26 protein-coding genes are annotated in these 22733 nt (G+C 73.1%); 17 read left to right on the forward strand and 9 right to left on the reverse strand.

Annotated elements, in window-relative coordinates:
* Positions 1-646: TerD family protein (locus IEY91_RS41710; protein WP_229696845.1), on the forward strand; the 646-nt coding region annotated here is incomplete at its 5' end.
* A gap of 43 nt (positions 647-689) precedes the next feature.
* Here IEY91_RS41710 and IEY91_RS10310 read toward each other — a convergent pair.
* Positions 690-1874, reverse strand: coding sequence for a glycosyltransferase (locus IEY91_RS10310; RefSeq protein WP_189173714.1), 1185 nt, complete (start codon positions 1872-1874; stop codon positions 690-692).
* Between the two features lie 58 nt (positions 1875-1932).
* On the opposite strand from IEY91_RS10310, the gene IEY91_RS10315 reads away from it, so the two are divergent.
* Positions 1933-2754 carry a glutamate racemase gene (locus tag IEY91_RS10315; RefSeq protein ID WP_164326882.1) on the forward strand — a complete coding sequence of 274 codons (822 nt, stop codon included), beginning with the start codon at positions 1933-1935 and terminating at the stop codon, positions 2752-2754.
* A 168-nt stretch (positions 2755-2922) separates the two neighbouring features.
* The gene (locus IEY91_RS10320; RefSeq protein ID WP_164326883.1) at positions 2923-3474 is read left to right on the forward strand and encodes a hypothetical protein; all 552 of its coding nucleotides are present in this window, start codon (positions 2923-2925) and stop codon (positions 3472-3474) included.
* Here the strand turns inward: IEY91_RS10320 and IEY91_RS10325 are convergent.
* Positions 3431-4507 (reverse strand): O-antigen ligase family protein, encoded by a 1077-nt coding sequence (locus tag IEY91_RS10325; protein ID WP_229696846.1) that lies wholly within the window; start codon positions 4505-4507, stop codon positions 3431-3433. The genes IEY91_RS10320 and IEY91_RS10325 overlap by 44 nt on opposite strands.
* A gap of 240 nt (positions 4508-4747) precedes the next feature.
* Here IEY91_RS10325 and lnt point away from each other — a divergent pair, with 240 nt between their 5' ends.
* The 8 genes from lnt (at position 4748) to IEY91_RS10365 (ending at position 11947) form a co-directional block, all read left to right on the forward strand.
* Positions 4748-6340 (forward strand): apolipoprotein N-acyltransferase, encoded by a 1593-nt coding sequence (gene lnt, locus IEY91_RS10330; RefSeq protein ID WP_164326885.1) that lies wholly within the window; start codon positions 4748-4750, stop codon positions 6338-6340.
* 10 nt (positions 6341-6350) lie between these two features.
* Positions 6351-6821 (forward strand): NUDIX hydrolase, encoded by a 471-nt coding sequence (locus IEY91_RS10335; RefSeq protein ID WP_164326886.1) that lies wholly within the window; start codon positions 6351-6353, stop codon positions 6819-6821.
* A gap of 132 nt (positions 6822-6953) precedes the next feature.
* Positions 6954-7661, forward strand: a complete 708-nt coding sequence (locus IEY91_RS10340; protein ID WP_164326887.1) for a hypothetical protein — start codon at positions 6954-6956, stop codon at positions 7659-7661.
* Between the two features lie 8 nt (positions 7662-7669).
* Positions 7670-8314, forward strand: a complete 645-nt coding sequence (locus IEY91_RS10345; protein WP_189173715.1) for a hypothetical protein — start codon at positions 7670-7672, stop codon at positions 8312-8314.
* A 227-nt stretch (positions 8315-8541) separates the two neighbouring features.
* Entirely contained in the window at positions 8542-9702 is a 1161-nt protein-coding gene (locus IEY91_RS10350; RefSeq protein ID WP_189173716.1) for a methyltransferase, read from the forward strand.
* On the forward strand, positions 9699-10394 hold the full coding sequence (locus IEY91_RS10355) for an alpha-ketoglutarate-dependent dioxygenase AlkB family protein (protein WP_189173717.1): 696 nt from the start codon (positions 9699-9701) through the stop codon (positions 10392-10394). The genes IEY91_RS10350 and IEY91_RS10355 overlap by 4 nt, the downstream gene beginning before the upstream one ends.
* A gap of 115 nt (positions 10395-10509) precedes the next feature.
* Positions 10510-10986, forward strand: a complete 477-nt coding sequence (locus tag IEY91_RS10360; RefSeq protein ID WP_189173718.1) for a carboxymuconolactone decarboxylase family protein — start codon at positions 10510-10512, stop codon at positions 10984-10986.
* Positions 10987-11011: 25 nt separating this feature from the next.
* Positions 11012-11947, forward strand: coding sequence for an RNA polymerase sigma-70 factor (locus IEY91_RS10365; RefSeq protein ID WP_189173719.1), 936 nt, complete (start codon positions 11012-11014; stop codon positions 11945-11947).
* A gap of 1 nt (position 11948) precedes the next feature.
* Here IEY91_RS10365 and IEY91_RS10370 read toward each other — a convergent pair whose 3' ends face one another.
* Complete coding sequence (locus IEY91_RS10370; RefSeq protein WP_189173878.1) at positions 11949-12689, reverse strand: 2OG-Fe(II) oxygenase; 741 nt, start codon at positions 12687-12689, stop codon at positions 11949-11951.
* Positions 12690-12721: 32 nt separating this feature from the next.
* Positions 12722-13219 (reverse strand): methylated-DNA--[protein]-cysteine S-methyltransferase, encoded by a 498-nt coding sequence (locus IEY91_RS10375; protein WP_189173720.1) that lies wholly within the window; start codon positions 13217-13219, stop codon positions 12722-12724.
* A gap of 69 nt (positions 13220-13288) precedes the next feature.
* Between IEY91_RS10375 and IEY91_RS42330 the strand changes: the two genes are divergently transcribed.
* Positions 13289-13414: a hypothetical protein gene (locus IEY91_RS42330; protein ID WP_268240858.1), complete on the forward strand. Its 126-nt coding sequence runs from the start codon at positions 13289-13291 to the stop codon at positions 13412-13414.
* Here the strand turns inward: IEY91_RS42330 and IEY91_RS10380 are convergent.
* The gene (locus IEY91_RS10380; RefSeq protein WP_189173721.1) at positions 13404-14051 is read right to left on the reverse strand and encodes a LysE family translocator; all 648 of its coding nucleotides are present in this window, start codon (positions 14049-14051) and stop codon (positions 13404-13406) included. The two genes, IEY91_RS42330 and IEY91_RS10380, sit on opposite strands and share 11 nt — an antisense overlap.
* 109 nt (positions 14052-14160) lie before the next feature.
* Between IEY91_RS10380 and IEY91_RS10385 the strand changes: the two genes are divergently transcribed.
* From IEY91_RS10385 to IEY91_RS10395, 3 genes are all read left to right on the forward strand, one after another.
* Positions 14161-14613, forward strand: a complete 453-nt coding sequence (locus tag IEY91_RS10385; protein WP_189173722.1) for an Lrp/AsnC family transcriptional regulator — start codon at positions 14161-14163, stop codon at positions 14611-14613.
* Between the two features lie 168 nt (positions 14614-14781).
* Positions 14782-16803 (forward strand): NADPH-dependent 2,4-dienoyl-CoA reductase, encoded by a 2022-nt coding sequence (locus IEY91_RS10390; protein ID WP_306309888.1) that lies wholly within the window; start codon positions 14782-14784, stop codon positions 16801-16803.
* Between the two features lie 67 nt (positions 16804-16870).
* Positions 16871-17404, forward strand: a complete 534-nt coding sequence (locus IEY91_RS10395; RefSeq protein ID WP_164326896.1) for a PadR family transcriptional regulator — start codon at positions 16871-16873, stop codon at positions 17402-17404.
* Between the two features lie 13 nt (positions 17405-17417).
* On the opposite strand, the gene IEY91_RS10400 is transcribed toward IEY91_RS10395, so the two are convergent.
* The 4 genes from IEY91_RS10400 to IEY91_RS10415 all read right to left on the reverse strand — a co-directional run bounded on the left by IEY91_RS10400 (position 17418) and on the right by IEY91_RS10415 (position 21230).
* Entirely contained in the window at positions 17418-18581 is a 1164-nt protein-coding gene (locus IEY91_RS10400; RefSeq protein WP_189173724.1) for a Gfo/Idh/MocA family protein, read from the reverse strand.
* Positions 18578-19330, reverse strand: coding sequence for a sugar phosphate isomerase/epimerase family protein (locus tag IEY91_RS10405; RefSeq protein ID WP_164326898.1), 753 nt, complete (start codon positions 19328-19330; stop codon positions 18578-18580). The genes IEY91_RS10400 and IEY91_RS10405 overlap by 4 nt, the downstream gene beginning before the upstream one ends.
* A gap of 210 nt (positions 19331-19540) precedes the next feature.
* Positions 19541-20056 (reverse strand): hypothetical protein, encoded by a 516-nt coding sequence (locus IEY91_RS10410; protein ID WP_189173725.1) that lies wholly within the window; start codon positions 20054-20056, stop codon positions 19541-19543.
* A gap of 199 nt (positions 20057-20255) precedes the next feature.
* Positions 20256-21230, reverse strand: coding sequence for a LysR family transcriptional regulator (locus tag IEY91_RS10415; protein WP_189173726.1), 975 nt, complete (start codon positions 21228-21230; stop codon positions 20256-20258).
* Positions 21231-21397: 167 nt separating this feature from the next.
* Here IEY91_RS10415 and IEY91_RS10420 point away from each other — a divergent pair, with 167 nt between their 5' ends.
* Together IEY91_RS10420 and IEY91_RS10425 are read left to right on the forward strand one after the other, a co-directional pair.
* Positions 21398-22093, forward strand: coding sequence for a type 1 glutamine amidotransferase domain-containing protein (locus tag IEY91_RS10420; protein ID WP_189173727.1), 696 nt, complete (start codon positions 21398-21400; stop codon positions 22091-22093).
* 3 nt (positions 22094-22096) lie between these two features.
* Positions 22097-22723 carry a TetR/AcrR family transcriptional regulator gene (locus IEY91_RS10425; RefSeq protein ID WP_189173728.1) on the forward strand — a complete coding sequence of 209 codons (627 nt, stop codon included), beginning with the start codon at positions 22097-22099 and terminating at the stop codon, positions 22721-22723.
* Positions 22724-22733 lie beyond the last annotated feature (10 nt).

A 22733-nucleotide genomic window follows, 5' to 3' on the forward strand; every position in this document is an offset into this window, starting at 1 on the left:
CCAGCCGGTGCGCCTGACCAAGGTCACGCTCACCAAGGAGTCGCCGTCCGTCTCGCTGACCAAGCAGGGCGGCACGTCGGGCTCGCTGCGGGTGAACCTCAACTGGGAGGTGCGCAAGCAGTTCAAGGGCTGGGCCAGCAAGCTCGGCCGTGCCGTGGCCATGCACGCGGACCTCGACCTCGACCTGTGCGCGCTGTTCGAGCTCGCCGACGGCCGCAAGGGCGTCGTCCAGGCGCTCGGCAACGCCTTCGGGGCCCTGCACCAGCCGCCGTACATCCTCCTGGACGGCGACGACCGCACCGGCGCCGTGTCCACCGGCGAGAACCTGACGGTCAACCTCGACCACTCCCAGGAGCTCAAGCGCCTGGTCATCTTCGTGACCATCTACGAAGGCGCGCGCAGCTTCGCCGACCTGAACGCCACGGTCACGCTGACCCCGCAGCACGGCGCGCCGATCGAGTTCTCCCTCGACGAGTGCACGGTGCCCTCCACGGTCTGCGCGCTCGCGCTCATCACCAACAACGGCGGCGAACTCACCGTCCAGCGCGAGGCCCGCTACCTGGTGCCCGAGCGCGGCGTGAGCCCGCAGCGGACCATCGACTACGCCTACGGGTGGGGCATGAACTGGACTCCCGGCCGGAAGTGACGCCCGCGCCGGAGGAGTCCGAGGAGTCCGAGGAGTCCAGGGTCTAGGGCCGGGACTCCTCCGCCGCGGCCGTGTCGGGGCGCGCGTACGTGCGGCCCTTCCAGGCCGCGCCGCGCCCCCTGTAGTGCTGCACGGCGGAGTCCACGGTCATCAGGAGGTACAGGAACGCGGTCGCGGGCAGCGTGAGCGCGAGCCACAGCGGCTGGCGGTAGTAGCGCAGCATCGGCAGGTACGTCGCGGTCATCACGAGCCACGCGAGCCCGCCCAGGAGCGCGGCGCCCGCGCTGCCCGCCGCGAGCCCCGCGAACAGGGCCACCGGCGGCGCCAGATACACCACCGCGAGCCCGGCCACCGTGCCGACGAGCAGCGCCGGGTTGTGCCGCAGCTGGGCGTACGCGCTGCGCGCCACCATCCGCCACAGGTCCGCGAGGCGCGGATAGGGCCGCACGCTGTCGACGCGCTCGGCGAGGCCCAGCCAGATGTGCCCGCCCGCGCCCTTGACCGCACGGGCGAGCGCCACGTCGTCGATGACCGCGTGCCGGATCGCGTCCGGGATCCGCGCCCGCTCTGCGGCGTCGGCGCGCAGCAGCACACAGCCGCCGGCCGCCGCGGCGGTCCGCCCGCCCCTGCGGGCGATCCAGCGGAACGGATAGAGCTGCGCGAAGAAGTACACGAACGCCGGGACGACGAGGCGTTCCCACACGCTCGCCACCCGGAGCCGCGCCATCTGCGAGACGAGGTCGTAGCCGCCCGCCGTGGCCGACGCCACCAACTCCCGCAGGCTGTCCGGGGCGTGGGCGATGTCCGCGTCGGTGAGCAGCAGAAACTCGGGCTCGCGCGCGCGGGCGAGGGTCATGCCGTGCCGTACCGCCCAGAGCTTGCCGGTCCAGCCCGCGGGCGGCTCGCCGGGGGACGTGACCGTCAGCGGCAGCCCGCCCGCGCGCTCGGCCAGCGACCGCGCGAGGTCGCCCGTGCCGTCGCTGCTGCCGTCGTCGACGAGGAACACCTCCGCGCGCCCCGGATAGTCCTGCGCGAGCAGCGGGGGCAGGCTCGTCGGCAGCACCTCGGCCTCGTCCCGCGCGGGGACGACGACGCACACCGACGGCCAGTGCTCCGGCTCCCTGCGCGGTGGCAGCCGTAGATCCGTACGCCAGAAGAAACCCTGTCCGACCAGCAGCCACAGCCACGCGGCGAGCGAAGCGGCGGCGATCCACACAACGGCGCTCATCCGCCGCAGTCTGCCCCACCCCGCCGGGCTTGTCCGGCCGATCGTCTAAGGTGACCGGGTGAAGATCGCGCTGATGGACTCCGGCATCGGACTGCTCGCCGCGGCCGCCGCGGTACGACGCCTGCACCCCGGCGCCGACCTCGTTCTGTCCTCCGACCCGGACACGATGCCCTGGGGCCAGCGCAGTACGCAGGAGCTGACCCGCCTTGCCCTGGCCGCCGCGGAGGCCGCCGCCGCGCACCGCCCGGACGCGCTGATCGTGGCCTGCAACACCGCGTCCGTGCACGCCCTGCCCGCCCTGCGCGCCCGCCTGGAGCCGGGGCTGCCCGTCATCGCCACCGTCCCGGCGATCAAGCCCGCGGCGGCCGGCGGCGGTCCCGTCGCGATCTGGGCCACGCCCGCCACCACCGGCAGCCCCTACCAGCGCGGCCTCATCGAGGAGTTCGCCGCCGGAGTACCCGTCACCGAGGTGCCCTGCCCCGGCCTCGCCGACGCCGTGCAGGAGGCCGACGAGGAGGCCACCACGCGCGCGATCGCGGCCGCCGCGGCCCTCACCCCGCCCGATGTAAGGGCCGTCGTCCTGGGCTGCACCCATTACGAGCTGGTCGCGGAGCGCATCCGCGCGGCCGTGCAGCAGTCGGACAAGCCGCCGCTCGTGCTCCACGGCTCGGCCGGAGCCGTCGTCGCGCAGGCGCTGCGCAGGGCCGGTGAGCGGGCAGGGTCCGTGAACGCGGGCCCGTCGGCCGCCTACGACGGCGAGCGCGCCGAAGGGACCCTCACGGTGCTCCTCGGCGGGCGCGAGGCCGCGCTGCCGCGTGCCGCCCTCACGTACGCCGAGGGACGGCTGCTCGCGGCGTCGGATCCGGTCCTGAAGCCTTAGTCGGCGGCCCGGCAACCCTGACGGCCCGGGGCCTGTACGGCAGCCCCGCCTGCCCGGAGCCTCGGACCCCCTGTTCCAGGCGTGAACCAGGCGTTCGCCGTGTCCACCGGAGGAGTAACTCTCCGCGACGCGGTGCCTTCGTCCCGGAACGTGAGTACTCTCGATTGCATGACGGACCACGCCCACAGCGAGCGGGTCAGCTCCGAGAAGCAGCCCGAGATCTGGACCGGACGCGCGACTAACCGCGGCCAGTGGCTGTTGGCCTGCGCGGGTGCCGCCTGTCTCGCGCTGGGCATCGACCTGGCCGTCGAGACGCTGTGGCCCTCGGGCATCCTCCCGCTGGTCATGTCGATCGTCGGCTGCATCGCCGTCGGTCTGCTGATCCTGTTCGGGACGCTCGCCTTCGTGCACGTGGCCGTGAAGGTCGACGGCGACTCCCTGGAGGTGCGCTGCGGCCACATCGGGGTGCCGCGCCGCCGCATCCTGTTGTCGCATGTCGTGGGCGCCGACTTCGCGCCGGCCGTCACGCCCCGGCAGTGGGGCGGCTGGGGCTACCGCTGGCGGCCCGAGCAGGGCACCGCCGTCGTCGTCCGGCGCGGTGAGGGCCTCGTCCTCAGCCTCGGTGACGGCCGCAAGTTCACCGTGACCGTCGACAACGCCGAGATGGCAGTCCGCGTCATCCGCGACCGCCTGAGCCCTTCCGGGAGTACGCCGGTCTGACCTGGGCCGCCTCCTCGCTCAGGGGGCGTGCCGTGGCGATGCCCGCCAGCAGTCCCGCGCCCACCGTCACCGATGTCACGCTCAGCGCGTTGCCGACCGTCGCCACCGCGGCCAGGGCCGTCAGGGCCGCGCCCGCCGTCAGGACGACCTGCGTGGACCGCGGCGAGCGCCACAGCGCGAACAGCACCCAGCAGAACGCCGCCGCGAGCAGAGCCACCCCCACGAAACCCTGCTCGGCGCCCTGCTGCAGCAGCGCCGAGTGCGGCTTGGCGTCCGTGAGCAGGCCCTCGGTGACCGTGGGTGACGCCTCCCCGAACCGCCCCGGCCCCACGCCGAACGCGGGATGCGCGCCCGTCATCGCCTCGGCGTCCTGCCACATCCGCACCCGGTACCCGCCGAGCTGCCCCTCCAGGGACGTGGTGAGCCCCTCGGGCAGTGCCCCGTCCGCGACCGCCCAGGCGAGCCCCGTGAGCACCGCCGTCGTCAGTGCGAACCCGGCGAGCCCGAGCCCTCTGCGCCGCATCAGCGCCGCCGCGAGCGAACACAGCAGGATCCCGGCGCACGCGATGACCCCGGCCGTCGAACCGAGCAGTGCCGCCGCCAGCACGATCCCGGCCGCCAGCACCCGCATGCCGGTCCGCAGCGCAGCCCCGCGCGCCGCCCAGGCCGCGCAGCAGGCCGCGCCCGACGCCAGGCTGAGCAGCGCCGCCGTGGCGCCGATGGGCCCGAGCGGCGAGGAGCTGACGGGACCCGGCGTGACATGCGGCGCCGCTGCCGCGAGGGCGACCCCGGCGAGCGCGCCTACGCAGGGCGCGGCGACCGGGAGCAGCGCCCCCGCGATCCGCCCGCCCGCGTACCCGGCGGCCACCGCAAGGACGGCGAGCAGCATCCCGTCCGGCCGGCCGCCCCGCACGCCCGTCGTGATCAGCACCCAGGCCGCGCAGGCGGCGAGGATCGCCACGCCGACGGCGTCCGCGGCCCCGCGCCGCTCCGCCGTCCAACCGGCCGTCGCGGTCGGCGACGGCGTATTCATCGACCCCACCCCGTCGCCCCCCGATGTGTGACGGGCCCCGACCCTATGGCGTGACGACCGTATGGCTTGATCTCGCCGCATGTCAGAGGCTTGGGCACACGCTAGCTGCTGCGGGCACCGGTTGTGGAGATCTCGCGCAGGAACGATCCAGCAGGTGTGCGGGACGGGCATGTGGGACGGCCGTGCCGGCGCCGCCCACCGCGCTGTCCGCGTCCAGGCGGCGCGCCGTACACTCCCGGAGTGACCGCCACCACCGCTCCCACCGACGCGTCCGAGCAGACCGCACCGCAGCCCGGACCGGAATCGCGTGCCGAGCGGATCAGACGACGGCTGGTTCCCGGCGCGGCGGCGGTGTTCGCCGGAGTGCTCCTCTATCTGAGCTTCGCGCCGCGTGAGCTGTGGTGGCTCGCGCCGTTCGCGTGCGCGGTGCTCGGCTTCGTACTGCACGGGCGGCGGCCGAAATCCGGCTTCGGGCTCGGACTGCTCATGGGGCTCGGCTACTTCGTGCCGCTGCTCTCCTGGACCGGCGTCGACGTGGGCCCGCTGCCGTGGCTCGCGCTCGCCGTGGCCGAAACGCTGTTCCTGGGCCTGACCGGCCTGGGCATCGCCTACGTGTCCCGCCTTCCCGTGTGGCCGGTGTGGGCCGCCGGGGTGTGGATCGCGGGGGAGGCGGCGCGGGCGCGCTTCCCGTTCGAGGGGTTCCCCTGGGGCAAGGTCGCGTTCAGCCAGCCCGACGGTCTGTTCCTGCCGCTGGCCGCGCTCGGCGGCACCCCGCTGCTCGGCTTCGCGGTGGTGCTCTGCGGCTTCGCGCTCGCCGATGTCGTACGCCGGCTCAAGGCCGATCCGCGCGCGCGTGACCGCGCGCTCGTCACCTCCGCGGCGCTCACGCTGACGCCCGTGCTCGCCGGTGCCGCGGCCCTGCCGCTGGTGTCCAACAAGGCCGAGCACGGCACCACGACGGTCGCCGTCATCCAGGGCAACGTGCCGCGCATGGGCCTCGACTTCAACGCCCAGCGCCGCGCCGTCCTGGACCACCACGTGAAGGAGACGCTGCGCCTGGCCGCCGAGGTCGAGGCGGGCAAGGCCAAGCAGCCCGATCTCGTGCTGTGGCCGGAGAACTCCTCCGACATCGACCCGTACGCGAACCCGGACGCCTACGCCGTGATCGACAAGGCCGCCAAGGCCATCAAGGCCCCCGTGTCCGTGGGCGCCGTCGTCACCGCGAAGGACGGCAAGCCCCGCAACCGGCAGATCCTCTGGGACCCCGAGACCGGGCCGGGCGCCACCTACGACAAGCGCCACCTCCAGCCGTTCGGCGAGTACATGCCGTACCGCGACTTCTTCCGTGTCTTCAGCTCCGACGTGGACCGCGCGGGCGTCTTCCAACCCGGTACGAAACCGGCCGTGTTCGACATGGCGGGAACCGGCGTCGGCCCGGTGACCTGCTACGAGGCCGCGTTCGACTCGGTGGTGCGGGACCAGGTGAAGGAGGGTGCGCAGATCCTCTCCGTGCCCAGCAACAACGCTACGTTCGAACGTAGTCAGATGACGTACCAGCAGCTGGCCATAGACCGGGTGCGGGCCGTCGAGCACGGCCGTGCCGTCATGGTCCCGGTGACCAGCGGGGTCAGCGCGGTGATCCGTCCGGACGGGTCGATCGCCCAGCGCACCGGGATGTTCACGGCCGAGTCGCTGGTCGCCGACGTACCCAAGCGCAGCTCTCTGACGCCCGCCACCCGCCTCGGGGTCTGGCCGGAAGTGCTCCTCGTGCTGGTCGGCGCTGCGGGTGTCGGCTGGGTGATCGCGCGACGTCGGGCCGGGGCCGCCGGTTAGGGTCGGGGCCATGGCTACTCCGGACTTCATCCGCACCCTGCGCGCCGACGCGGGCCATCAGCTCCTGTGGCTCCCGGGAGTCACCGCGATCGTCTTCGACGACGAGGGCAGAGTGCTGCTCGGGCGGCGCGCCGACAACGGCAAGTGGTCGGTCGTCGGCGGCATCCCGGATCCGGGGGAGCAGCCCGCGGAGTGCGCGGTGCGCGAGGTCTACGAAGAGACGGCGGTGCGGTGCGTCGCCGAGCGCGTGGTCCTGGTGGAGGCGCTGAAGCAGGTCACGTACGACAACGGCGACATCTGCCAGTTCATGGACATCACGTTCCGCTGCCGGGCCGTGGGCGGCGAGCCGCGTGTGAACGACGACGAGTCCCTGGAGGTCGGGTGGTTCGCGCTGGACGCGCTGCCCGACCTGCACGAGACCGGGCTCTTCCGGATCAAGCAGGCGATGGCGGACGCGCCCACGTGGTTCGACCAGGGCTGAGCCGCGCGGCGTCGCGCGGCCGCGGCGCCATGGTGACGGCCCGGCACAGCGTGTAGCCTGCACGGACATTGCCGGGCGCGGCCCGCGGCGCGTGGTCGGCGCGCCGGGGAACCTTCGGGACAGGGGCGGGAGTTGAGCCGGAAGACCTACGGCCTGACGCTGCGCGGGCTCGCCTGCGTGCTGCTCGCCTGGCAGGTCTGGCTCGTGTGGCATCTCAGTACGTACGACGTCACCGCCGTCGCGTGGGCCTGCGACGGCGAAGGGTGCGGCAGCGACCAGTTCGCGGCCCTGGCGCCGGAGCTCGGCATCGCGTCGACGGTGCTGCTCGGGTTCGTGGCCGCGCGCTTCCTGCATCGTGCGACGGCCGGCGCGGTGATCGCCCTGAGCGCGTGCGGTGCCGCCGCGGGCTGGTACGACGCGGTGTCCGACCGGCGCGTCGCGTACGACACGGTCACCGACTTCATGCTGGTCGTGCCCGCGGGCCGGCACACCGTTTCGGGCTGGCTGGCCTTCCTGTGGTCGGTGGCCGCCGCGGGCTGCTTCGTCGCCGTGTGGGGCGCTGCCGTGAGCCTGCGCCGGACCGCCGCGTTGCGCAGGCTGCGCGGCGAGTTCAGCACCGCGCAGGCCCGCCTGGAGGGCTGGCGGCCGGTGCGCGGTCGGCGCGGCGAGGTCACCGTCGTCTTCCACGACACCCAGGGCGTCCGCCACGCCGTGCCCGTCGTCGTCGACCGCGCCGCCCTGGACCGGCCGGTCCTCGCCGTGTACGACCGGTCCCGCCCCGCCGACCCCCGGCGCACCCGGGTCGCGGTGCCCCGACGACGGCTGCTGCGCTCCTCATGAGGCGCTCCGTGACGCGACATCCGGCGGCCAGGGACTTTGTACGCCGCTTCCTCGCCCTGGACGTGCTGCTCGGCACCGCCGTGGTGGGCCTCGCGTTCGCCGCGCTGGCCGAGGGCGTCCTCGACGGGCCGACCTGGCTGCTTGTCGTCGGCCTCACCACGACCGCGCTCGCTCTCCTGTGCCTGGGCGCGGTCGCCGAGCGCGGGCAGGGCGGCGGGGTCGCCTCGGGGCTGCGCTCGGGCGGGCCGCGCGCGTACGCGCCCGCGGTGGTGCACTCGGTGAGGGCCGTGCAGCGGGAGACCGGCAGGCTCGTCCTCGACGCGCAGGCCGCGGACAGCGTGTTCGCCTTCGACCTGACCGTGGTGCCGGAGGGGCGGCGGCCGTTCCGCGTCGAGGTGCGGCACCCCCTCGACGTACAAGGTCTCCTGCACCGCGGCCGTGCCGTCGTCGAGTACGACCCCCGCCAGCCCTGGCGCGTGGTCGTGCCGAACCACCCGCCGGGCGAGTGGGTGGCGCGGGCGGCGCGGCTCGACGCGGAGTCGGCGCACACCGCCGAGGGGCCGCCGACGGGGGTGCCGCCGGGGGCGCAGGTGCTGGTCACGGGTGTGGTGGTGGCGGTGGGGTTGGTGGGAGTGCTGCATTTGGCGGGGTGAGGGGGGTGGTGGGGGTTGGGGTGGCGTCGGCGGGAGCTCGCCGTACGGCTCCGGCGGGAGGCTTCCGTGAGGGAGGCTGCCCGGGGCTCGGGGCGGGCGGCTCGCGGTGGAGAGCCCGAGGTGAATGGCTCGCCGCAAAGAAGCCCAGGCCAACGGCTCGCCGCAATGAGCCCCAGGCGGCGGCTCGCGGCAAGGAGTCCGCGGCGCTCCGTTAGCCTGAGGGCACGATGAACCGTTTGAGCACGTCATGGGGCGAGTACGACCTCACACGCTTCCCGGAGGACCCGCGCGACACCCTGCGGGCCTGGTCCGCGGCCGACGCCTATCTGCTGCGGCACCTGGCGGGGGACGAGGGCGACGGCGAGCCGATCGCCCTGGACGGGGCGGTGGCCGTCGTCGGTGACCGGTGGGGCGCGCTGACCACCGCGCTTGCCGCGCACCGGCCCGTGCAGATCACCGACTCCCACCTCGCGCGGCAGGCGACGCTGGCGAACCTCGCGCGCGCGGGCCTTCCGGCCGACGAGGCACGCCTGTTGACGACCCGGGACACTCCGCCGGAGCGTGTCGACGTCCTCCTGGTCCGCGTACCGAAGAGCCTGGCGCTCCTCGAGGACCAGCTGCGCCGGATCGCCCCGGCCCTGCACGCGGGCACCGTCGTGGTCGGCACCGGCATGGTCACCGAGATCCACACGTCGACGCTGGAGCTCTTCGAGCGGATCGTCGGCCCGACGCGTACGTCCCTCGCCCGCCAGAAGGCCCGCCTGATCTTCAGCACCCCCGACCCCGAGCTCCGGCCGGGCCCCAGCCCCTGGCCGCACAGCTACGTCCTGCCCGACGACTCCGGCGCGGGCGCGGGCCTGACGGCGGTCAACCACGCGGGCATCTTCTGCGCCGAACGCCTCGACATCGGCACCCGCTTCCTCCTCGAACACCTGCCGTCCACCAGCGGCGACGCGCACGTCGTTGACCTGGGCTGCGGAAACGGCGTGCTCGGTACGGCCGCGGCGGTGGCGAACCCCGAGGCGCGGGTCACGTTCGTGGACGAGTCGTACCAGGCGGTGGCCTCGGCCGAGGCGACGTTCAGGGCGAACACGGCGGCGGCCAAGGGCGAGTTCGTCGCCGCGGACGCGCTCACGGCGATGCCGCCGGACTCCGTCGACCTGGTCCTGAACAACCCGCCCTTCCACAGCCACCAGGCCACGACCGACGCGACCGCGCAGCGCATGTTCCGCGGCGCCAGGGACGCGCTGCGCCCCGGCGGCGAACTGTGGGTCGTCGGCAACCGGCACCTCGGCTACCACGTACGCCTCAAGCGCCTCTTCGGCAACGTCGAAGTGGCCGCGAGCAACCGCAAGTTCGTGATCCTGCGGGCGGTCAGGCGCGCATGACGGGCGAGCTGTTCCCGCGCGAGCGCGCCGAGTTGGCGCCGGGCGCGGTGCACGTCCCCGACTGGCTGGACCCGTCCCGCCAGCGCGAACTCGTCACCGCGTGCCGCACGTGGGCACGCCCTCCGGCCGGCCTGCGCACCGTCCACCTGCCCGGCGGCGGCACGATGACCGCACGGCAGGTGTGCCTGGGCCGGCACTGGTACCCGTACGGCTACGCGCGCACCGCCGTCGACGGCGACGGCGCACCGGTCAAGCCGATGCCGACGTGGCTGGCGGAGCTGGGCCGGGCGGCGGTACGGGACGCGTACGACTCCGCCTCGCCGGGAGGAGCCGTGACCGCCCCAGGAGGCGCCACGGCCGCTGCCCCCGACCCCGCCCCGTACGACATCGCCCTCATCAACTTCTACGACGCCGAAGCCCACATGGGCATGCACCGCGACAGCGACGAGAACTCCACCGCCCCCGTCGTCTCCCTCAGCCTCGGCGACACCTGCGTCTTCCGCCTCGGCAACACCGAGACGCGCACCCGCCCGTACACCGATGTCGAGCTGCGCAGCGGCGACTTGATGGTGTTCGGCGGGGCGTCGCGCCTCGCGTACCACGGGGTGCCGAAGGTGCATGCGGGCACGGCGCCGCCCGGGCTCGGGCTTGCGGGGCGGCTCAACATCACGTTGCGGGTGAGCGGGCTGTAGGGGTGGGCTGGGGCCCGTGGCCGGGGAGACCCACGTCACACGCGTCCGTGTCACAGGGGAGTGGGGCTGTCTCGTCTCAGGTGTGTAGCCATTGACGAGTGCGGAGGAGCACATCATGGACGCGCGACTGAACTACTTTGCCAATCCGGCCGCGGGCAAGGCGCTCAAGCATGTGATGTCGGCGGGTAAGGCGATCAAGGACTTGCCGGTGGATGCCGCGACGCAGGAGCTTGTGGCGCTGCGGGTGAGTCAGATCAACGGGTGTGCGGTCTGCATCGACATGCACACCAAGGAAGCCGCCGCTGCCGGTGAGAGCTCGGTGCGGTTGCACCTGGTGTCGGCTTGGCGGGAAGCCACCGTCTTCAGCGAGGCCGAGCGTGCGGCGTTGGCGTTCGCCGAGGAGGGGACCCGGACCGCGGACGCGGGTGGCGGGGTCAGTGATGAGGTGTGGGCGGGCGCTGCCAAGCACTACGACGAGGAGCAGCTTGCCGGGCTGGTGATGCTGGTCTCGTTCATGAACATGGTGAATCGGCTGAACGTCATCACCCAGCAGCCGGCCGGTGACTACGAGGTCGGGCAGTTTTCCCACTGAGCAGAGGGAGCGGAGGACGGGTTACGTGAGCAAGGTCGGGGAGTTCGAGGAGCTGCGGCCGCTGTTGTTCTCCATCGCCTATCGGATTCTGGGCAGTGTGAGTGAGGCCGAGGACGCCGTTCAGGAGGCGTGGCTGCGCTTTGACGGCTCCGCGACCCTGCCCACGTCGACCAAGGCCTTCCTGTCGACCACGGTGACACGGATCTCCATCGATGTGCTGCGTTCCGCGCGGGTGCGGCGGGAGGAGTATGTCGGGCCCTGGCTCCCCGAGCCGTTGCTCAGCGATCCGTATCAGGACCCGGCGCGGGCGGTGGAGTTGGCCGACTCGGTGTCCATGGCGGCGCTGTTGCTGCTCGAGCGGCTCAGTCCGCTGGAGCGGGCGGTTTTCCTGCTGCGGGAGGTGTTCGCCTTCGGGTTCGACGAGGTCGCGGAGGCGGTGGGGCGGTCGGAGGCCGCGTGCCGGCAGCTCCTTGTGCGGGCGCGGCGGCACATGGAGGCCGGGCGGCCGCGGTTCGCGGCGGACCGTGCGGAACGGCAGGAGTTGGCGACGCGGTTCTTCGACGCGCTCAAGGACGGTGATGTGGGCGGGCTGCAGGATCTGCTCGCCGCCGATGTGCGGCTTGTCGGGGACGGCGGGGGCAAGGCGCCGCAGCTCGCCAACACCGTGGTGGGGGCGGCGAACGTGGCCCGGGTGCTGGGGGCGTTCTTCCCCTTGCTGGTCCGGGTCGAGGTGTCGCTCGAGCCGCGCGAGATCAACGGGCAGCCCGGCGCGGTCGCCCGTGACCGGGACGGCAAGGTCCTGCACACCCTGGTCCTCGATGTGCTCGACGGGCGGATCCAGACCATCCGTGGGGTGATCAATCCCGACAAGCTCGGCCGCCTCGGGCCGGTCGCCGACGCCTGGGCCATCAACCGCGAGCTGAAGCGGGCCCGTCGGCGGATGCCCTCGCCGGGCGCGTGACCTACGCGTCGTGGAACACCAGCCCCAACGACCGCCGCAACCCCGAGTGGACCGTACTGACGCCGTGCCGCACCGGCGCCGCCGACCAGCCGCGGCTTGAGCGGACCGGGCGGTCGCGGGTGGTGAAGACGAGCCCGTGCCCCTGCGGCAGCGCGGTGACCGTGCCCCGTGACTGGGCCCGCGGCCGCTGCTCGACAAGCAGGAACTCGCCGCCGGTGTAGTCGGCGCCGTGGACGTCGAGGCCGATGACGACCTGGAGCGGGAAGACGAGGTCGCCGAACAGGTCGCGGTGCAGGGCGTTCCAGTCGCCGCTCTCGTACCGCAGCAGGATCTGCGACGACTTGGACTGGCCCGCCTCGTGGCACTGGTCGATCCAGGCTTCCAGCGTGTCCGGCCAGGGCGCGGGGCGGCCGAGGCGGGCCGCCCAGTCGCGGGCGACGGGCAGCAGCCTCGGGTAGAGGGCCGCCCGCAACTCGGCCACCGGGCGCGGCAGTTCGTGGCTGAAGTACCGGTACTCGCCGGAGCCGAAGCGGTGTCGGGCCATGTTCACCGTCGACCTGAAGCGGGCGGTCTCGTCGTAGAGGGCGGCGAGTTCGCGGCACTCGGCCGGGGTGAGCAGTGGGGGTGTGAGGGCGCAGCCGTTGTTGTCGAGTGCGGTGGCCAGGGCCGGCCAGTCCGTGGCGGCGACCCTCGCTCCGGCGTCGGTGGTGTGCGCGGTGTCCCGGGGCCCACGCGCACGCACATCGACCCCGGACGCCCCGGCCCCACGGGCATTCACGCCGCCTCCAGGTCCAGCAGCCGCTGCTTCCGCTCCAGGCCGCCCGCGTAACCGGTGAGCGACCCGTCCGCGCCGATGACGCGGTGGCAGGGGCGTACGACGAGTACCGGGTTGCGGCCGATGGCCGTGCCCAGGGCGCGGACGGCCGCGCGGGACAGGCCGAGTCGCTCGGCGAGTTTTCCGTACGTCGTCGTGGTGCCGTACGGCACGGAGTCCAGGGCGTGCCACACCTTCCGCTGGAAGTCGGTGCCCGCCCCGGCGGCGTACTCGATGTCGAAGTCCGTCAGCGTGCCCGCGAAGTACGCGCGGAGCTGACCGGTGATCGCCGTGAACGCCGCGTCGTCGCGCACCCAGCCGTCCTGGACGGCCGCGCCGCCCTTCTGGCCCGGCATCGAAAGCGAGACGAGTGCCGTCCCGCCCGTGGCGGTGTCCGACGCCTCGCCCACGAGCAGCAGCTCTCCCAGCGGGCTGTCGAACGTCGTGTAGACGGTCATCGCGCCTGTCCTCTCCTGGTGGTCCTGGTGCGTCTGTCCTGGTCCGGGGTGTGATCCCCGGTGGTGACAGTGACCAGTCTGCGACGCGTGCGCGAGGACGGCTGGCGGATTTCGGACGCGGCGCTCCAGGGGCGGCCCGGCAGCAGCGCGGCGGCCCGGCAGTCCCGTTCGGGCCGGGCGGCGCTCAGGCCGTGAGCTGCTCCACCACCAGGACCACCCCGATCACGATCATCGCCGCCCCCGAGACCCGGGTGACCGCACGCGCCGCGGCCGGGCGGGCCCGCAGGACGGTACGGGCGAGGATGCCCACGCACAAGTAGATGGCGCCGCAGCTGAGGATGTGGACCAGGCCCAGGGTGCTGATCTGGAGGGCGAGCGGCCAGCCGGTGCCGGGCTGGGTGAACTGGGGGAGCAGCGCGAGGAAGAGCAGCAGCGCCTTCGGGTTGAGGCCGCTGATCCCGGCGCCCACGAGGACCCGGGACCGCCGCCGGGCAGAGGGCGCGGGTGAGTGCGCCGTGGCTCCCGCCGCCCCCTGCTCCGCCGGCGCGGGAGTGCTCGGCCGGGCCAGCGTCGTCGCCCCCAGCCAGATCAGATACATCGCACCCAGCAGCGTCAGCGAGGCGAGCACGGCCGGATGGTCGGCGACGACGGCCGCGACGCCCGCCGCGACCACGGCGGTGAGGCCGACGTACCCCAGGAGAAGCCCGCCGACCGCCGGTGCCACCGAGCGGTCCCGAAGGCCCGCCGATATCGCGTACGCCCAGTCCGCCCCCGGAACGAGGATGAGCAGGACGGACACCGCCCAGAAGGCGGTGATGGAGCTGACGGCCATGGATGTTTCTCCCTCCCTGAATGGTGCATGTGGGAGGTTAGTTCCGATCTGCCCAAAGGTGCTCCCGAGATTTGCCTGCTCAGGGCGTGTGAGTGGAAGAATCTTCTCCATGGACAGAGTCGACCGGCAGATCCTTGCCGAGCTGCAGAACGACGGCCGCCTGACCGTCACCGAACTGGCCGCGCGGGTGCGCCTGAGCCTCTCGCCGTGCCACCGCAGACTGCGCGAACTGGAGCGCCGCGGGGCGGTGCGCGGCTACCGCGCGGTGGTGGACCCCGAGGCCGTCGGCCTGACCTTCGAGTCCCTCGTCTTCGTCACCATGCGCCAGGAGGACCGGGACACGGTCGCCGCCTTCGAGGCCGCGGTCGCCGACATCCCGAACGTCCTCCAGGCGCAGCGCCTCTTCGGCGACCCCGACTACCTGCTGCGCATCGTCAGCAAGGACCTGCGCGCCTTCCAGCGCCTGTACGACGAGGAGCTGGCGACACTGCCGGGTGTGCAGCGCCTCAGCTCGACGCTGGTGATGAAGCACGTGGTGCAGGAGCGGCCGCTGCCGCTGTGAAAGGCCTGCGTGAAGGGCCTGTGTGCCGGGCCGGTGTGACGTGTGTCGCGCCCGTTGTGCAACTAGTTGCATAACGGCCGGGGCTGTCCTACAACTGTGGTGACGAGGACACCGACCACGCCGAAGCCCCGGCGTACGTGGACGAAAGAGGCCACCCGCATGAGCTCCGTGAGCCGCTACCCGAACCTGCTCAGCCCGCTCGACCTGGGCTTCACGACCCTCCCCAACCGGGTCCTGATGGGCTCGATGCACGTGGGCCTGGAGGAGGCGCCGGACGGGTTCGAGCGCATGGCCGAGTTCTACGCGACGCGGGCGCGCGGCGGCGTCGGCCTCATCGTCACCGGCGGCATCGCGCCCAACGAGGCAGGGCGGCCCTGGGACGGCGGCGCCAAGCTGACCACGGAGGCGGAGGCCGAGGAGCACGCCGGGGTCACCGCGGCGGTGCACCGCGAGGGCGGCAGGATCGCGATGCAGATCCTGCACTTCGGGCGGTACGCCTACCACGAGGGGCTCGTCGCGCCGAGCGCCGTCCAGGCGCCGATCAGCCCGTTCCCGCCGCGCGCCCTGGAGGACGACGAGGTCGAGCAGACCGTCGAGGACTTCGTGCGCGCGGCCGAGCTGGCCAGGCTCGCGGGCTACGACGGCGTCGAAGTCATGGGCTCCGAGGGCTACTTGATCAATGAGTTCATCGTGGCGCCGACCAACCGCCGGACCGACCGCTGGGGCGGCGCGTACGAGAACCGCATCCGGTTCCCCGTCGAGATCGTCCGGCGTACGCGCGAACGCCTCGGGCCGGACTTCATCATCATCTACCGCCTCTCGATGCTCGACCTCGTGCCCGGCGGCTCCACGCTCGCGGAGGTCGTCCAGCTCGCCAAGGCGATCGAGGCCGCGGGCGCCACGATCATCAACACCGGCATCGGCTGGCACGAGGCACGCATCCCGACCATCGCGACATCGGTGCCGCGCGGCGCGTACACCTTCGTGACCAAGAAGGTCATGGGCGAGGTGTCGGTGCCGCTGGTCACGACCAACCGCATCAACACCCCCGAACTGGCAGAGCAGTTGCTGGCCGACGGCGCCGCCGACATGGTCTCCCTCGCGCGCCCGCTGCTCGCCGACCCCGACTTCGTCGCCAAGGCGGAGGCCGAGCGGTCCGACGCCATCAACACCTGCATCGGCTGCAACCAGGCCTGCCTCGACCACACCTTCAGCCTGCAGATCACCTCTTGCCTGGTGAACCCGCGCGCCTGCCACGAGACGGAGCTGGTGCTCTCCCCGACCCGCCGCGCCAAGCGCGTCGGCGTCGTCGGCGCGGGCCCCGCCGGTCTCGCCTTCGCCGTGTCGGCCGCCGAGCGCGGCCATGACGTGACGCTGTACGACGCCGCGTCCGAGATCGGCGGCCAGCTCAACATCGCCCGCAGGGTCCCCGGCAAGGAGGAGTTCGACGAGACGCTGCGCTACTACCGTACGCAGCTCGAACTGCGCGGTGTGGACGTGCGGTTGGGTGCGTGGGTGACCGCGGAGCAGCTCGCCGCCGCCGGGTACGACGAGGTGGTCGTCGCCACCGGCGTCACGCCCCGCACCCCCGACATCCCGGGCGTCGACCACCCGAGCGTCGTCAGCTACCTGGACGTCCTGCGCGACGGCGCGCCCGTCGGCGAGCGCGTCGCGATCGTCGGCGCGGGCGGCATCGGCTTCGACGTCGCGGAGTATCTGACCGACAGCGGCGACAAGGCGAGCCTGGACCCGGCGACGTACTTCAAGCAGTGGGGCGTCGACACGGACTACCGCGACCGCGGCGGCCTCACGGAACCCGTGCGGCCGGCCCCGCCGCGCACCGTCCACCTGCTGCAGCGCAAGGCGTCCAAGGTCGGCAAGGGCCTCGGCAAGACCACCGGCTGGATCCACCGCACCGAGCTGCGCCACCGGGGCGTGTCGATGGTCGCGGGCGCCCAGTACGACCGCATCGACGACGACGGCCTGCACATCACGGTCAACGGCGAGCAGCGCACGGTCCCCGTCGACACGGTCGTGCTCTGCGCCGGTCAGGAGCCCCGCCGGAGCCTGTACGAGGAGTTGCTCGCCGCCGGGGTCGACGCGCACCTCATCGGAGGCGCCGACGTCGCCGCGGAGCTGGACGCCAAGCGCGCCATCAAGCAGGGCACGGAGCTGGCCGCCGCCCTGTGACGCGCCCGCGCCGTGACGCCCCGCCCGGGGCCCCGCCGTCCCCGGGCGCCGTCCCTAGGATGCCGTCATGTCACTCCCGCACGCGATCCTCACCGCCCTGCTCGAGAAGCCGTCCTCGGGTCTGGAGCTGACGCGCCGGTTCGACCGGTCGATCGGCTACTTCTGGTCGGCCACGCACCAGCAGATCTACCGCGAGCTGGGGAAACTGGAGCGCGACGGCCTCATCCGCGCGCTGCCCTCCGCGCAGGCGACCCGCGGGCAGAAGAAGGACTACGAAGTGCTGCCCGCGGGCCGCGCCGAACTGGCCCGCTGGACCGCCGCGAGCCAGGCCCCCAAGCCGCTGCGCGACACCCTGTTGCTGCGTCTGCGGGCCGCGGCCGTCGTCGGCACGGACGGCATCGAGGCCGAGCTGCGCCGTCATCTCGCCCTGCACCAGCGGCAGTTGACGGAGTACGAGGAGATCGAGCGCCGGGACTTCCCGCCGGGCAGGGACGCGATCGAGGACCGCCTGCGCCATGTGGTGCTGCGGGCCGGGATCGACCTGGAGACCTTCTGGACGCAGTGGCTCACGCGCACACTGGAGGAACTGGCCGAGTCCTAGGCTGTGCTGATCCCTAAGACCCGCTGAGCGTTGCTTCGGTCGGATCCCAGTCCTCCGGGAGCGGCGCCGGAGGCACGAGCTGCGCGGGCAGCGGTACGAACGCCCCCACGGCCGCGGACTGCGTGATCGCGGTCATGGTCTGGAGGACGTGGAAGGCCAGGGCGCCCGACGCCCGATGGGTGCTCAGGCCGCCGTCGGGGGCGGACTTGTCCCGCGTACGAGCGGACCCGTCCCGCTCCCGCGCACGGATCGCCCGCGCCATGTCGACGACACCCAGCCCCCGGCCATCCGTACGCCCCCGCACAGGCAGCTCACGCCACTCGTCACTGCCGTTGGCGCGCAGCCGCAGCGGGCCACGGAACGTATTGGGGTCGGGCACGGCCAGGGTCCCCTCCGTACCGGTGATCTCGAAACGTATGCGGGGATGTGAACTGTCGAAGCTGAACGTCGAGTTGGCGTTCGCGCCCGAAGCGAAGTCCAGCAGGGCGGACACATGCGTCGGTACGTCGACGGGGAAGAACTGCCCTGCCTTGGGGCCGGAGCCCACCTCGCGGTGCTCCCGGGCCCGCGCCGCCGTCGAGGCCACCCGTGCCACGCCGCCGAACAGCGCCACCAGAGCCGTCAGATAGTAGGGGCCGAGGTCGAACAGCGGTCCCGCGCCCGGCTGGTAGAAGAACGCCGGATCCGGGTGCCAGGACTCGGGGCCGAGGCTCTGCACGGCAGTCGTCGCGGCGACCGGCCGGCCGATGTGGCCCGCGCGGACGGCCCGGATCGCCGACTGCAGGCCCGCGCCCAGGAACGTGTCGGGCGCGCCGCCGAGCAGCAGTCCGCGCTCGGACGCCTCGGCGACGAGCTTCTCGGCCTCGGCGGGCGCCGGGGTGAGCGGTTTCTCGCCGTACACGTGCTTGCCCGCGCGCAGCGCGGCCGCCGCGACGCGCGCGTGGGCGGCGGGCACGGTGAGGTTGACGACCAGCTCCACGTCCGGCTCGTCGAGGACGGTGGGTACGTCTCCGGCGAGCGGTATGCCGTGGGTGCGGGCCGCCGCGGCCGCCCGCTCCGGGGCGATGTCGGCGACGGCCACGAGGCGGATGTCGGGGAAGGTGCTCAGCGTGCGCAGATACTCGGCGCTGATGACGCCCGCGCCGACGACGGCGACGCCCACCGGGCCCGCGTTCACGCCGTCTCCAGGGCGCTGACGTAGGTGCGGCTCGCCGCGAGCTCGCCGAGGAGGTCGCCCGCGCACGCGTCGAACTCGACGACGCGCCAGGCGGTGGGCGCCGCCGCGAGGATCTCGGGGACGGGCATGGTGCCGCCGCCGACCGCCACGTTCGGGTCGTCCTTCGTGCCGGGGCCGTCCTTGAGGTGGACGGCCTCCACGCGGGGACCGAGGCGGTCGAGCAGCGCGGGCACGTCGGCGCCGCCGACGGCCGCCCAGTACGTGTCGATCTCCAGGAACACCGCGGGGTCCAGGAGTTCGGCGAGGACCTCGATCGCGTGCCTGCCGCCGTGGCTCGCGATCCGTGGCTCGATCTCCCACCAGTGGTTGTGGTAGCCGAGCCGCAGACCATGCCGTTCGGCGTCCCGCGCAAGGGAGTTGAGGCGGTCCGCGACACGGCCGAGACGCTCGTACGAAGTGAAGTCCTCGTGCGGGAAACCGGCCGGGACGATCGCCAGCGGGGTGCCGAGTGCGGCGACCCCGTCGAGGACGGGGCCCGGTGGGCCCGCGAGGAGCGGCATGACGTGGGCGCCGGAGACGGTGAGGCCGAGGTCGTCGAGGACGCGGCGCAGCCCCTTGGCGTCCGCGGTGACGTCGAACGCCTCCACCGCGCCGTACCCCATCTCCGCGAGCCGCCCCAGCGTCCCCGCGCGGTCGGCGGCGAGTTGGTCGCGTACGGAGTAGAGCTGAACGCTGAGCGGTCGTGGCATGGAGGTCCCTCCCCGTCGGCTGGGAGGACCGTAGGACGGGACGGGGGAGGGGACAAGAGCGCCCGCTCGCTTACCTGTTTCACGCAATGAGAAAAGCCCGGGCCCGGACCCGGTGGATGAGCCGGGGCCGGACACGGGCCGATAGGCGGCCGGGGAGGCCCGGCCGGGCGGGGACCGGTTCTGGTGGCCCGGCCCTGGGGGAGGACGGGGTCAGAACCGGCCGCGGACGCGGATGGTGCGACGGCGCACGAACCAGGCACCGCCGGCCATGGCCACGGCCACGAGGGCCCCGCCCGCGACCAGCGTGGTCGTGCCGTAGTCCTCGACCGCGCCGCCGATGCCGCCGCGCACACCGCGCGCGGGAGTCGTCGTCGACGAGACCGTCGGCGTCGTCGCGGCGCCGACCGTGACGGTCTGCGAACCCGCGGCGGAACCGTCCGTGCAGATCACCGCCACCGTGTGGGTGCCGGGACTGACGTTCTGCCAGGAGGCGGTGGTGCCGGTGAGCTGCACCTGCCGCCCCGAGGCGAAACTGGCGTTGCCGTTGCTCATCAGCGACCCCTTGCCCCCGCCGGGGCACGCGGTCGTGGTGACCGTCACGGTCGAGCCACTTGCCGTCACGGTGATCCCCGTTGCCGCGACCGCCGACGGGGCGGCCAGTGCCAGCGGCAGCGCGACGGCGGCGACGGCGAGGCCGGAGCGGAGAGATATCTGAGTAGTACGCATGCGTCTGCCCTCCGATGGCACGGGAGGCGGTACATCCCATGCGCCGCCGGAATTGGGAAACGCCCGTGCTACCTGACGACGAGCCAACGTGCCGTCGGCCCGCACCGCATGCGGACTGCCCCCGGGCAGGTGACGGAGTCCATCGTCCGGCGGAGCGTCACCGGCCTCCGGCCGACCGTCACCTGCGCCCGGCAGAACGTCACCAGGACGGAGCCGACCGCAGCAGTCGGTCCCGTACGAGAACGACATGCGGATCGCCGGGCGCGCCCGGCCGCTGCGCGAGATAGATGGTGTTGATCGGCGGGTCCTCGGGAAGCAGCAGCGGCACAAGGGTCCCCGAGACCAGCTCGGCCAGGCACAGATAGCGCGGCAGCACGCTGATGCCCGCCCCGGCCGCGACCGCCGAGATCACCCCGCGCAGATCGGGCACCGTGATCGCGGCCTGCTCGGTCAGGCGCTCGCCGAAGACGTGCCACCAGTACCGGCGGGCGATCGGCAGGTCGTCGGCGTACGCGATCAGCGGCACCCCGCGCAGCGCGGCGGCACCCTCGGCCGCGACCCGCTGCGGACCGATCCGCTCCGCCCACTGAGGCGCCGCCACGAGCACGAACTCCTCGTCCGCCAGCGGCACCGCGCTGAAGGTGCGCCCGCGCAGCCGCATCGTGGAGATCAGCAGGTCGAAGCGGCCGCCGCGGAGCCCGTCGAGGAGGTCGTCGGTGAGGCCCATGGTGACGCGCAGGCGGACGCCCCGGTCGGTGAGCGGTGCCAGCGCGGGCAGCACCCGGGTGCACATCAGCTCGGCCGGGCCCGCCAGGTGGACCGGGTCCGGGCGCTTCTCGGCGGCGAGCGGGCCGCGGTCGACGACTGTGGCGAGCGCGTCCAGCGGGGCTGCCACCTGTGTCGCCAGCTCGTCGGCGACGGACGTCGGGACGACGCCGCGCGGCCGCCGCTCGAACAGCTCACGGCCCAGTTGCTGTTCCAGGGAGCGGATCTGCGTCGTCACCGTCGGCTGCGAGAGGCCGAGCAGCCGCGCCGCGCCCGTGAAGGAACCGGAACGGTGCACCGCGAGGAACGTACGCAGCAGCGACAGATCCAGCGGGGTGTGAGGGTGGGACGGGGTGCGCCGCGCCGAGCCGGCGCTTGCGCTCGTGCCATTGGAATCCCTATGGGGCATGTCGGGGATCCTATTGGATCTCTATGGCTTGGGCGCCTACCGTCGAGACATCGGCGACCTGACACTCTGCGTACGAAACGTCAGGGCGTACGAGATCTCAGAGCGTACGAAATGTCAGACCGCACGCACATGTCAGACCGCACGCAAGGGAAGCGAAGGAGAAGCACATGGCGAAGATCCTGCTGGTCGTGACCGGTTCCGCCGTCTGGACGCTGGCGGACGGCACCGCGCACCCGAGCGGCTACTGGGCCGAGGAGGTCGCGGCCCCGTACGAGGCCTTCACCGCCGCGGGCCACGACGTGGTGGTCGCCACGCCCGGCGGCGTCGTGCCGACGATGGACCCGGCGAGCCTCGCCCCCGAGCTGAACGGCGGACAGGAGAACGCCGACGCGATCGCCGCGGCCCTGGACGGCGTCACCGCCCTGAAGCACCCGCTCGCCCTTGAGGACGTACGGCTCGACGACTACGCGGCCGTGTTCTACCCGGGCGGCCACGGCCCGATGGAGGACCTCGCGGTGAACGCCGCCTCCGGTGACCTGCTGAACGCGGCGCTCGCGTCCGGCAGGCCGCTCGGCATCGTCTGCCACGGGCCCGCCGCGCTGCTCGCCACCGCGCGCGACGGGGCCGATTCGCCCTTCGCGGGCCGTCGCGTCACCGCGTTCACCAACGTCGAGGAGACCCAGTCGGGCTTCGCCGACCGCGCGCCGTGGCTGCTCCAGGACCGGCTCGTCGCCCTCGGCGTCGACTTCCAGGAGGGCGAGGCGTGGGCGCCGTACGTCGTCACCGACGGCAACCTCCACACCGGCCAGAACCCGGCGTCGGCCGCGCCGCTCGCGGCTGAGATCGTCAAGGCGCTGGGCTGAACCATGGGCACCGACCGGCTCACCGACGTCCTCGACGCGACGTACACCTGCCTGAGCAGGTACGGCGTGCGGCGCACCACGGTGGATGACATCGCGGGCGAGATGGGGGTGTCCCGGTCGGCGGTCTACCAGTACGTACGCGGCAAGGACGACGCGGTCCGGCGGCTCACCCGGCGCCTGCACGACCGGGCGCTCGACCGGGCCGCCGCGGCCGCCGCGTCCGACGCGCAGCCCGCCGAGCGGATCCACGGCATCCTGGCCGCCAAGCTCGACCTTGTCCTCGACCTCGTGGGCGGATCGCCGCACATCGCCGAACTCCTCGACGCGAAGGCGCGGTTGTCCGGGGACATCTGTGACGCGTTCACCGGGCGGATCAGGGAGTTGCTCGTCGAGCAGTTCGCGGCCGTCGAGACCGACGACGCTGCTCGCGTGTTCCCCGCCGATGCCGCCCGCGCGCGCCCCACCGGCTCGGCCCGCGTACGTCCCGCCGATGCCGCCGACATCTGTCTCGCCGTCGTCATCGGCCTCGAAACCCACCCCGAGGCGGCGCGCCTGCTGCCGCCCGCCGTCGAAGCCCTGCTCACCGGGCTGCTGCCCGCACCCGCCGGGCCTCTGCCCGCATCGAAGTGACACTCCTGAG

The sequence above is a fragment of the Streptomyces lasiicapitis genome (genome assembly GCF_014646335.1).
Taxonomy (GTDB): domain Bacteria; phylum Actinomycetota; class Actinomycetes; order Streptomycetales; family Streptomycetaceae; genus Streptomyces; species Streptomyces lasiicapitis.